The sequence below is a fragment of the Paraburkholderia sp. SIMBA_053 genome (genome assembly GCF_046534895.1).
Classification (GTDB): Bacteria; Pseudomonadota; Gammaproteobacteria; order Burkholderiales; family Burkholderiaceae; genus Paraburkholderia; species Paraburkholderia caledonica.
Genome location: NZ_JAWRXU010000259.1, coordinates 1 through 346, shown reverse-complemented (window position 1 = coordinate 346; position 346 = coordinate 1). Strand labels below are relative to the sequence as shown.

Sequence of the window (346 nt, the reverse complement as noted above, 5' to 3'; positions counted from 1 at the left end):
GGCAACCCGGCCGCTGACGCAAACGGTTACGTCCAGATGCCGAACGTCGACCCGGTGCAGGAGATGGTCAACATGATTTCGGCTTCGCGCTCTTATCAGGCCAACGTCGAAACGCTCAACACCGCGAAACAGCTGATGCTGAAGACGCTCACGATCGGAACCTGAGGAGAGTTTCCTTGACTACGCAATCCACAATCGGCAACAACGGCGCGACTGTTTCGCAGACGTTACTCGACACGATGAACGGCACGGGCAGTGCGTCGTCGTCGAGCTCGTCGGCCAACCCGACGTCGGGCAGCGACCTGCAGAACACGTTCTTGCAGCTGCTCATCGCGCAGATGAAGAA

Annotated in this window: 1 protein-coding gene and 1 pseudogene; both read left to right on the top strand. The window is 58.7% G+C overall.

The features are described 5' to 3' along the window. A partial coding sequence (locus SB753_RS35540; RefSeq protein WP_410804769.1) for a flagellar basal body rod C-terminal domain-containing protein occupies positions 1–165 on the top strand: 165 nt, incomplete at its 5' end. An 11-nt stretch (positions 166–176) separates the two neighbouring features. After that, positions 177–346: pseudogene (locus SB753_RS35535) on the top strand (flagellar biosynthesis protein FlgD); the annotation flags it as partial.